The organism is Pantoea sp. X-Soil-TKNS-1279 (assembly GCF_059730565.1).
In genome coordinates this window covers 432,686-444,112 of record NZ_AP035948.1, presented here as the reverse complement: position 1 = coordinate 444,112, position 11,427 = coordinate 432,686, and the positions used below count along the sequence as shown (strand labels likewise).

Sequence of the window (11,427 nt, the reverse complement as noted above, 5' to 3'; positions counted from 1 at the left end):
GATAATTCGTCTGGAATCCTATGAGCCGCTATGAAGATCTGACCAGCGAACTGCTAATGGGCATGCGCCTGTATGGCGTCAAATACCAACGTATCGCCCTTAACGCCCCGTTTGGTCTGCGTTATGACGACGCGCCGGGTCGGGCGCAACTGCATTTTGTCGGGCGTGGATCGCTGTTGATCCGTTCTGCCTCCGGGACGATCTATCCCCTTCAGGCGGGTGACGCTTTGCTGATCCCACATGGCCGACCGCATGCGCTGATCTCCAGCGAAGAGGTAGAGTGCGAACCGATCAGTACCTTCAACAGCAAACCGATCTGCGCCAGCGTGTGTGCCATTGACGGCGCTGAAGGAGAGTGCGTGGACAACACCGATGTCGTGCTGTTCAGCGCCTGCATGGCGTTTGAGTTGGGTGGCATGCAGCCGCTGGTCCACACCATGCCGGATGTGATGCTGGTCAGCACACTGTTGGCGCAATACCCGGAAATCCAGCCCATTCTCGACGCGATGGAGCGGGAAACGCGCCAGCGCCAGGCGGGTTTTGCCGGGATTTTGTCCCGGCTGGCGGATGTGGTGGCGGCGCAGATTGTGCGTGGTTGGGTGGAGAATGGCTGTGGTAAGGGCAGCGGCCTGGTGCAGGCGTTGCGCGATCCGCGTCTTAGCCTGGCGATGGCCGCCATGCATCGTGCGCCGGGGGAAAACTGGACTGTCGAACGCCTGGCGCGTGAATCCGGCAGTTCACGCTCGGTGTTTGCTGCACGCTTTCAGTCGGCGACCGGAATGACGCCCCTGCGCTACCTCACCGAACTGCGTATGCGGCTGGCGGTGCAGCGTATCGTCAACGAGGGTGAGGCGATGGAAAGCGTCGCCTTTCATCTGGGTTACGGTTCGCTGGCGGCCTTCAGTCGGGCGTTTAAACGGATTGTCGGACAACCGCCAGGCGCTTTGCGCGCCCGACGGGAGATGCTGCCCGATGTCTAACGGAACACGCTAATCGCTTCCACCAGGCGGTTCGCCTGACGTGCCATACGGCCCGAGGCTTCCGCCCCCTCCTGCACCCGCGCTGCGTTCTGATGGGTAATATCGTCAAGATCTTCTACCGCCCCGCTCACTTCACTCAGCGCGGTGGATTGCTCTGCGGTGGCGGCACTGATTTGCGCGATAAGCGTGGTAACGTGCTGAACCTGTTCGACGATGTCCTGCATGGTGCGCCCGGCAGCATCAGCGTGCGCACTTCCCGACTGCACGCGGCTGGCGCTGGTTTCCACCAGATTTTTAATCTCACTGGCTGCGGTGGCACTACGCTGTGCCAGATTACGCACCTCACCGGCTACCACGGCAAACCCTTTCCCCTGTTCACCGGCACGGGCCGCTTCCACTGCGGCGTTCAGGGCGAGGATGTTGGTCTGGAAGGCAATGCTATCAATCACGCTGGTGATATTAGCGATACGCTTCGAACTGTCCGCTATTTCAGCCATCATCCCCACCATCTCCTGTACCACCTGGCCGCCCTTCACCGCCGACTGGCTGGTGTTGACGGAGAGGTTATTCACCTCGCTGGCAGTCTCGGTATTACTTTTTACCGTCGCAGTCATCTCGTTCATGGTGGCGGCAGTTTGCTGCACGTTAGCCGCAGCCTGTTCGGTGCGACGGCTCAATTCATCGTTACTGCGCGCGATGGCGTCGCTGGCGCTCAGTACATTAATCGCCTGACCGCTGACATCATCCACTAACCAGCGGAACATCAACCCCAATTGGCCGATGGCACGCAACGTGACGCCGATTTCATCTACCCGATCCATCTGCTCCACTTTATGACTGGCACCGGTCGCCACGCTCAATGCCTGACGGCACATGCGTTCTATCGGGCGGGAAATCTGTTGTTCCAGCCACAAACAAGCCAGCAGCAGCAACACCGCCATACCGCCGGTAAAACAACCGATGGCCAGCGGGGCCATCCCCAGTAACCAGACACTCAACGCCGATAGCGGCAACAACGCCGCGAGGGTGGAACGAATCCGCCAGCGCAGTGGCAGGGTTTTCAGCACCGTACTGAACCGGCTCACAATCAAACCCTTATGGAAGCGCCGCCCTTTGGCACGCCCTTCGCGGAAATCACGATACAGCGCTTCTGTCTGGCGGATCTCCTCGGATGTCGGTTTAGTACGTACCGACATATAACCCTGAACCTGCCCCTCACGCACCACCGGAATGGCATTGGCACGCACCCAATAATGATCGCCATTTTTGCGGCGGTTTTTCACCAGCGCAGTCCAGGGTTCTCCCTGCTTTAACGTTGCCCACATATCCGCAAAGGCTTCTGGCGGCATATCCGGGTGGCGCACCATATTATGTGGCTGACCATTGACCTCTTCCGGGCTAAACCCGCTGACTTCAATAAAAGCGTCGTTGGCGTAGGTGATATAGCTGTTGAGATCGGTGGTGGACATCAATGTGGCATGATCGTCAAACACGTATTCGCGCTGAGTGATGGGCTGGTTGTTACGCATGAGTCAGTCCTTGCAAGGCCCGCAGAGGGTGAAGTATTGATAACGCTTTTTTATATTTTCGGCAGGTAATGGTCCTGACTTTAGCGTGGCTTTATAATTTTAGAGTCAGACCCCACGGGGGAGAAGCGCTGCGGTGAGCTTTAACAGAGGGATAAATCAATAAAATTTTATTTAGAGTAAATAAAATCAATGTTTTACCATAAACATCAGTTTCCCCTCCTGGCCACGCACTGATATCGACAGCCCCTCTCGCCAGAAAGACGGACGATAAATCGCGTAGTTCCAGTGCCACTCCCCTTTATGTTTTTCTGCTCCCGGCAAAAAACATGATTTTCCGGTCCAGACAGGAATAGCGAATACCCCTGAACCCGATAAACAGACCCAGTCGTCAGGTTAATCATTCAGGTTCAGATCACTGGTTATGGCTGGTCATATTACCTGGCCTCTGCCAACCCTGGCTTTAAGTTCCTGTTAAAACACGGCCTAACACCTCTGCATCACAATTTCTATAAGATAATTACTGAACTCCCAACACACGAAACCGCCATGCGGAGTGCAATACGGCCGTGAGAAAATGCCTTTAATGCCTTCCGACCAAATGGCTAAAATCCTAAGACCACACACGCAGGAAAAAAATCATCTCAATAAAAACGGCAGCTTATTAATTTAACTATATCGCCTGGTATTATTTTTATTCTTTAGCAGAAATAATATGCCAATCTAAAATGAATAGCCAAAATCTTAGATGAGATTGTCATTCAATCTAAGCCACGCGCATTTTAGGAAATTAGCTATATTCCTTTGCCCCCAATTGGAAGATATTACTAAGCATGACAAAGATGTTTTCTTGTAAGAAATTCACCCGGGCAGCAGCTGTTTTTTAACTGCCTAAATACCAAATTAAGATTTACATTCATCAAAAAAATAATAACGATGCATCACATTTTTACGTTAAGTTAGCGATTTATGGCTACAGACACACATCAGATGCCATTTTTTATGTAACATTATGGATATTAAGGGATTACATTCTGTTCGCTTAGCCCCATTCAGGGCCATTAATAAATAGAGAAAAAGCGAGCAATTAATATTTATTTAACCACTGCAACAACAGCATGGTTCTCCAACAGGGACGTACCACTGGCAGATAAGACGAAATTGAAAATATCCATACCGTACTGGCAGTAATGATGTACTGCTATCGCGGAGCTTTTGATGCTGTTTATCAATTTATTGCTCAGGCCGGTAATTGTTGGGCTGCAAGGCCCACTGGTGGATTTCACGGGAATCATGGCATGACAACCACTATTAAACATAAAATCGTCACCGCCAAATCAGAAGAGATCGATTTGGGGCGCATTTACGGTGGGCTGCTGGATCATCGTAAATTGATTATCGCGGTGACCAGTGTCGTTACCCTGTTTGCGATTGTTTATGCACTGTTCGTCACGCCGGTTTATCAGGCGAATGCGATGATTCAGATTGAGCAAAAGCAGGGGAATGTGTTGCTGAATAACATCAGTCCAATGCTGCCGGATACCGAGCCCGTCTCCGCGCCCGAGATCGCATTGCTGCAATCGCGCATGATCCTCGGCAAGACCGTTAATGATTTGAACTTACAAGCTGTCATTAGCCAGCAATATTTTCCGCTGTTTGGCCGTGGATGGGCAAGGTTGACGGGAGAGGTGCCGGGAAAACTCAGCATCAGTCAGTTGTATCTGCCACGTACAGATGAAACCCCGCCGCGCATTACCTTAACCGTTGTGGATAACGAGCGTTTCCTTGTCGAGAACGGCAATGTCCAGTTCTATGGCAACGTCGGTAGCCCGATCACCCGCGATGGCATGTTACTGAATGTCGATAGCATGCATGCCCAACCGGGGACGAAATTCACCGTGAAATATATTTCACGCCAGGCGGCTATTGCCAGCCTGCTGGATAACTTTGATGTCGAGGATCAGGGCAAGAAAACCGGGATCCTGCTGCTGACATTGAGCAGTGATGACAAAGCCAGAGCCGCATCGATCCTGAATGTAATCAGCGAGAACTATTTAGAACAGAACGTTGCCCGGCAACGGGCTGAGGATACTAACAGCCTCGATTTTCTGCATCAGCAATTACCACAGGTACGCAGTGATCTCGATGCAGCAGAAGACAAAATGAATCTTTACCGTCGCCAGGTAGACTCGGTGGATTTGTCTCTGGAGGCGAAAGCCGTGCTTGATCAAGTGGTGAATGTGGATAGTCAGCTGAATGAACTGACGTTTCGTGAATCTGAAATTTCACAGTTATATACCAAAGATCACCCGACCTATAAAACGTTGCTGGACAAGCGCCAGACGTTATTACAGGAGCGCGACGATCTGAACAAGCGTATTTCCACGATGCCGGCCACCCAACAGCAAGTTGAACGTCTGAGCCGCGATGTGGACTCCGGACGCGCTATTTACATGCAGCTACTTAACCGTCAGCAAGAGCTGGGCGTGGCGAGATCAAGCATCATCGGTAATGTGCATATTATTGACACCGCTGTGACGCAGCCGTCTCCTGTTCTGCCGCAAAGAACAAATATGGTGGTGACGGCCCTGGTCGCCGGATTTATTTTCTCGCTGATACTGGTTGCCGGGAAGATGTTATTGCGTCGGACAATTGCATCAGCTGAGCAACTGGAGCACATCGGGGTGAGTGTGTATGCCAATGTGCCGGTGTCCGAATGGTTGAATAAGCAGAATCAAGGCGTGAAACGCTTCGGTAGCAAAAAGTCGGTTGTGGGGAGCAAGTTCCTGGCAATTGAAAACCCTGCTGACCTGGCGATTGAAGCATTGCGCAGTCTGCGCACCAGCCTTTACTTTGCGATGCTGCAAGCCAGAAACAACGTGTTAATGATCTCTGGCGCCACGCAAAACGTCGGTAAGACATTTATTGCCAGCAACTTAGCGGCGGTGGTCGCTCAGTCAGGTCAGAGGGTGTTATTTATTGACGCCGATATGCGTAAAGGCTATGCCCATAAGCTGTTTAATCATCGTGGGAATAAAGGGTTGTCAGACATTATCTCTGGTCAGGTCAACGTGGTTGACTTAGATAAGAAAGTCCCTGGTATTGGCTTCGATTTTATATCACACGGAAGCATTCCTCCGAACCCGGCAGAATTGCTCTCGCATAAGAGATTTGAAGCTTTATTAACCTGGGCATCGAATAATTATGATCTGGTGATTGTTGATACTGCGCCGATTCTGGCAGTCACCGATGCCGCAATCATTGGACGCTATGCAGGCACATCCATGCTGGTTGCGCGATTTGAGGTCAACACCATCAAAGAAGTGCAGGTCAGTATCAAACGCTTCGAACATGTGGGGGTAGAAATCAAAGGATGCATTCTTAATAGCGTGCTCAATAAGGCAAGCAATTATTATGTCTATGGATATAGTCAATATAATTACGCCTATGCAGATGAAAAAAAGGATAACAAGACTGAGTCAATGAAAATGCCCTCTGTATAACCAGGGTGTTTTTAAACGCTAAACTCAATGGTTAAAGGTTTTCCTATGCGTAAAACAATCTTCGTTGTAATTTTAAGCGGTAAAAATTATAAAGACTCACGCGTTCTTAATGGCATGATGAATAAATCTTGTGCCGATACCGATCTCCTGATCATCAATCGGGGACCGAATCCACTGCGATTTGATAAAGATTTCATTCATACCCTGGGCTTTTGTGTCAATAATATCGACATTAAAGAGTCAATTGGTGATCTGCCATTGGGCGAAGTCTGCAATAATGTTATCAGCAAAAATGCAAGCTATGACCGCTTTATTTTTTGCGATGATGACAGTGTTCTGAACAAAGAATATATAAAACGTCTGGATCGCTACCATAAGCAAGGTGTGGACTTACAAATCCCGAGTATTCGGGGGCGTATCGATGGCCGGGTTTATTATCCAATTATTAATGAAGCGGTGTGTAAAGCCGCCGACGGTTTCAACATCAACACCGAGAGCACGGTTAAATCATTGGGATTAGGTCTGGTGATCTATCGCTCATTAATCGAGAAATTTTCAGCAAGAAATATGGGCGTATTCGACAGCCAGTTTGCATTAAACGGTTGTGATACTGGTTTTTTTAGTCGACTCGACTTGTTGAAAACAGAGCAGACCAATATTGCCATACAGGTTGTTAACTCACTTAATTATGCCCTGGTGCAGTCGCAAGGGATAACCAGTAAATGGCGCGCACTGGACAAACTGCGCGATAGTTTCTTATCGGTAAAAATGAGTCGTTTTCGCTATTGATAGGGATGAAAGAAAATAATAACACTTACGACAGAAAATTTTCCGGGACATTTTTAATTTTTAAAATCCTTGTATCAAGAACGTAAAACCAATAGCCCATTTTTTATTTTTTTGGATTTATTTTATATGACTACTTTACAGCAGCGCATACACATTCAATCTGAGTGTCGTCTCTCTCCGTCGATCATCTGGCGCGGGCTATGCCTGTAACTTCTGTACAAAGATAACAGGACAAAAATCATGGCCATGAAACCGGTTGTAAACATGCTAATGGATGACGAAGAGGGGGTCGATACCAGTCGACTGTTCGCGGAACTGCTCGAGTCCCGCTATTTGATACTGGTTATCACCGTCAGTTTTATGCTGATGGCGTGGGTCTATACGTTGCTGACGCCCGTCGTCTATCAGGCCAATGCACTGATTCAGTTAGAGCCGCAACGTGCCAACGCTATTCTGGCTAATCAGAACAGTACGCCGCTGCCTGATGGCAAACCGGTGTCAGCTATCGATGTGAAATTACTGCAATCACGCCATATCCTCGGTGCGACGGTTGACGACCTTAATTTGCAGGTGGTGGTTGAGCCGAAGCACATGCCGATTATTGGTTCAGCGTTGGCAACGTTGACAGGAAAATCTTCGGGTGAAATTGACGTCAGCCAACTTTTTTTACCCGGCACCACTGACGACAACAGCGAGCAGGTGACATTAACGGTGCTGGATAGCCGCCATTATCAGATTAACTGGGGCAATGCCTCCTTTGTGGCTGAAACCGGCAAAGTTTTTGCGCACGCAGGCATTCAAATCCTGGTTGCCAGCATCAACGCGCTGCCGGGGACGCAATTCACTGCGACTTATCTCTCCAGACTGAACGCAATCAACAGGCTTCAACATCAGCTGAGTGCGCAGGACCCGGATATCAATAGCAGCATGATCAGACTGACGTTGACCGGAGAAGATCAACACGAAACCATGCGGGTGCTGGATAATATCGCCTCACATTATCTTCACCAGAATATTAGCGAGCAGGTTGCGCAGGATAGTCGCAGCCTGGTGTATTTGAACCAGCAGCTCCCCGAAGTGCGCAGTGAGTTAAACCGTAATGAAGATAAGCTGAATGCTGCCAGAGAAAAAAACGGCACCGTCGATCTGCCGCTGGAAGCGCAATCGGTGCTTGACCAGTCGGTAGATATTGATAATCAACTCAATGAGTTGACCATCAACGAAGCTGACATCTCACAGCTTTATACCAAAGATCATCCGATGTATAAAACGCTGCTGGATAAACGCCAGACGCTGCTGGCAGCAAGAGATGGGTTGAAAGAGAAGATAGCGGCGATGCCCGCCGTGCAGCAGGAAATATTACGCCTGACCCGTGATGTTGATTCCGGACAAGCACTTTATATGCACTTGCTGAGCAGACAACAGGAACTGAACATCGCCGTATCCAGTGCGATTGGTAATGCGCGCGTGCTTGACCATCCGCTTGATGATCCTGAACCGGTTTCACCGAATAAATACCTCATCATTATTCAAGGCTTGTTGCTTGGCCTTTTAGTGTCGATAAATGTGATTTTTATCCGATTTGTACTGGATAAAGCGGTGGAAACATCAGAGGAATTAGAAGAACAGGGAATGACCGTTTATTCCAGCATTCCGTTTTCACCCTGGCTGGAAAAAAGTAATAAGAAGAACATCTACAAAATGGCAAAAGCCTTTCTTCTGCGGGAAAACCCCACGGATCTGGCGATTGAAGCGTTGCGTAGTTTGAGAACCAATATATATTTTTCCATGCTGGAAGCACGTAACAACATTCTGATGATTTCAGGCGCTAGCGCCAGTGTGGGGAAAACCTTTATCAGCACCAATTTCAGTGCGGTGATGGCGCAAACAGGGAAGAAAGTGCTGCTGATTGATGCTGATTTAAGAAGAGGCACCGCGCATCATATTTTCAATGTTAAGGAAAAAGCAGGATTATCAAATATTCTGGCGGCCAGGTATCCCATTGAATCAATCCAGCCAATAACCATCAGCGATGATCTGCACTTTATTGGTCGTGGCACCCTTGACCAGGGTTTTACCGAACTCCTGATGAGCCGACGGTTTGGTGATCTGATGCGCTGGGCTGAGAAAAATTACGATTTAGTGGTGGTAGATACGCCCCCGGTGCTGGCCGTTACGGACGCGGAGATTATTGGTGCCTACGCCGGAACGACCATGCTGGTAGTACGCTGCGAAAAAAATACCCTCAAGGAAGTTGAAATCAGTCAGCGTCGTTTTGAACGCAACGGTATTCATATTAATGGATGTATTCTGAATGGGACCAAACTTCGTTCCTATGGATATTACCGTTACAGCAATATCCAATATACTTATGAGTCCGCCAGGCAAGGATAAAATAATTATTCACGCGTAGCTACGCACTTAATTAACTTTAACATTTCACACGAAGTGGAATGTCCATTATATTCCCCAGGAGATCAGCATTATGAATGCTAAGTACGCAGCACGACCTTTAGTGACGATTTATATTCCAACCCACAATCGCTCGTCACTGGTTAAACGTGCCATAGCATCGGTTCAAAACCAGACCTATACAAACCTGGAAATTATTATTTGTGATGATGGTTCGTCTGATAATACCCAAATGGTGATTGCGGAGATGAAAAAACGGGACGACCGCATTATCTATCTTAGAAATGATGTCCCGATGGGAGCCTGTTATGCGCGTAATCGTTGCATTGCCATCGCCAAAGGTGAATTTATTACTGGCCTGGATGATGACGACTATTTTCTGCATAGCAGAATCGCGAATTTTGTCACTGCCAGCCAGAGACTGAATAAATCATTTCTTTGCGCCAACATGATCTTCAAAAATCGTCACATTGAGAAAAAATGGAAGAGTTATGTCGGTGACATCACACTAAATATGATGGGATTTAAAAATTGGGTGGGTAACCAGGTATTCATCGAAACCCGCATGATGAAAAACATTGGTGGCTTTGATATCAACTTTCCTGCCTGGCAAGATTATGACCTCTGGTATCGCATGATCATGCAGTATGGTTCATGTTACAGAATTGATGACGCCAGCTATGTCGTTAATATTGAAGATGATCGCCCACGTATTACCACTGGCAGCAAGGCATGGCAGGGTTATCAAAAATTTATTACGACACATAAACCTTCTCTGAGCCGTCAGCACCTGAACTCGCTCTATTTTCAGGACAAACTGAACAGAAAGGATGAAATTAATCTCAGAGAATTCTTCTACCACCCCAGCATTGATAATCTTCTGATCCTTGCCAGACATAAAATCAGAAAGCTTATTAGCATTCAGAAACAATCACTAAAGGTCCGCTTATGATGATGAGAATGAATAAGCTAATGCCGCTGAGCTTAGCAATGAGCATGACCATTCCAATAGGTGGGTTGATACTTTCCTTTTTATCTCTGGATAAAAAAGGGATGAACCGACTGCCCTTTCTGGTGATGTCGATGTTCTATTTCTTTCTGCTGATCAAGATACCGCCATTAGGGGATCTCTACAGGCGCTATCTGGAAATCCATGCTTATGGTCCAGGTACGCATTTTTCTGATATTGCCAGTGCCCATACCGATATCCTGCTTTATGTTAATGGCTGGATTTTCCAGCTGCTGAATATTCCGTTCTTTTTTATCCCGGCATTTTACGGTGGCGTGATGTGTTACTTGTTACTCGCTGCATTCCGTAATGTGACATTGATAGACAGTTCGGAAAGAGAAAACAGAGAGATCTCATCGACCAGGTTGGCCCTCACCTATTTTACGGTTTTTTCGGCGCTGAATATTTTGAACCTCGTGCTGGGTATCCGCTACGGTACGGCACTGGTGTTTATGATTTATGCCGTTACCTGTTACTTCAGCAGAAGCAAACTGCGCTGCGGTGTATTTGTGCTGCTTGCATTGCTGATGCACTTTTCGATGGTGTTTGTCTCTCTTGTCTTCGTGGCAAGCCTGTTCTTTAAAGTTGAAAAGAAATTTGTCTTACCGTTAAGCATCTTCTTCTGGCTGCTGAGTTCTGTGGCACTGCGTTCAATTCTGCCCAGCATCGGGTTTATGGGCATTGGTGACTATGCTATGGGGGGTTATGTTGATGGTAGCTTTAGCGCAACGCCCAATGACAGCAACACCATTATGGTCGCCATTATTACCCGTTCACTCGGATTGGCTTCTTTCGTTTTCTATCTTTTCAGCAAAGGAGAGGTGAAAGGTTTTGATCGGTTTTTAAACCTCTTCATTCCCTGCTGTTTCATCATGTCTGTCTCATATACCGCAATGGGGCGTTATCTCAACATTGCACAATATTTGCTGGCGATCCGCATTTGTTATGTGTATTTGTTCTCAACCGGAGTTGACTCGGCAAGATTTCGCCTGCTACTCAGAAACTATCTTGTCGTATTTGCGTTACTTAGCTTGCTGATTATCAATATTTATACCCAACGCAGGACGTTAACGATGGGTGGACTCTGGTCATACGCCTGGACCAGCCCGGTGTTTCTGCTGAATTACAATGAACAGGACTTTGAGAAATATCTCAATGATATTGATTATGACGGCTACTGGATAAAACACAGATAACCTTACCACCCT

Annotated in this window: 7 protein-coding genes; 6 read left to right on the top strand and 1 reads right to left on the bottom strand. The window is 48.0% G+C overall.

The annotated features are described in order from the left end of the window. Positions 1-20 precede the first annotated feature (20 nt). Positions 21-980 (top strand): AraC family transcriptional regulator, encoded by a 960-nt coding sequence (locus AC6I8N_RS01980; protein WP_021184130.1) that lies wholly within the window; start codon positions 21-23, stop codon positions 978-980. On the opposite strand, the gene AC6I8N_RS01975 is transcribed toward AC6I8N_RS01980, so the two are convergent. Then, positions 977-2,509, bottom strand: coding sequence for a methyl-accepting chemotaxis protein (locus AC6I8N_RS01975; RefSeq protein ID WP_021184129.1), 1,533 nt, complete (start codon positions 2,507-2,509; stop codon positions 977-979). The two genes, AC6I8N_RS01980 and AC6I8N_RS01975, sit on opposite strands and share 4 nt — an antisense overlap. A 1,295-nt stretch (positions 2,510-3,804) precedes the next feature. Between AC6I8N_RS01975 and AC6I8N_RS01970 the strand changes: the two genes are divergently transcribed. The 5 genes from AC6I8N_RS01970 to AC6I8N_RS01950 all read left to right on the top strand — a co-directional run bounded on the left by AC6I8N_RS01970 (position 3,805) and on the right by AC6I8N_RS01950 (position 11,415). Then, complete coding sequence (locus tag AC6I8N_RS01970) at positions 3,805-6,009, top strand: polysaccharide biosynthesis tyrosine autokinase (protein ID WP_497830654.1); 2,205 nt, start codon at positions 3,805-3,807, stop codon at positions 6,007-6,009. A gap of 45 nt (positions 6,010-6,054) precedes the next feature. After that, on the top strand, positions 6,055-6,798 hold the full coding sequence (locus AC6I8N_RS01965; RefSeq protein WP_497829933.1) for a hypothetical protein: 744 nt from the start codon (positions 6,055-6,057) through the stop codon (positions 6,796-6,798). Positions 6,799-7,038: 240 nt separating this feature from the next. After that, on the top strand, positions 7,039-9,192 hold the full coding sequence (locus AC6I8N_RS01960) for a polysaccharide biosynthesis tyrosine autokinase (RefSeq protein ID WP_497829932.1): 2,154 nt from the start codon (positions 7,039-7,041) through the stop codon (positions 9,190-9,192). Between the two features lie 91 nt (positions 9,193-9,283). Further along, on the top strand, positions 9,284-10,162 hold the full coding sequence (locus AC6I8N_RS01955) for a glycosyltransferase (protein ID WP_497829931.1): 879 nt from the start codon (positions 9,284-9,286) through the stop codon (positions 10,160-10,162). Beyond that, on the top strand, positions 10,159-11,415 hold the full coding sequence (locus AC6I8N_RS01950) for an EpsG family protein (protein ID WP_208724631.1): 1,257 nt from the start codon (positions 10,159-10,161) through the stop codon (positions 11,413-11,415). The genes AC6I8N_RS01955 and AC6I8N_RS01950 overlap by 4 nt, the downstream gene beginning before the upstream one ends. Positions 11,416-11,427 lie beyond the last annotated feature (12 nt).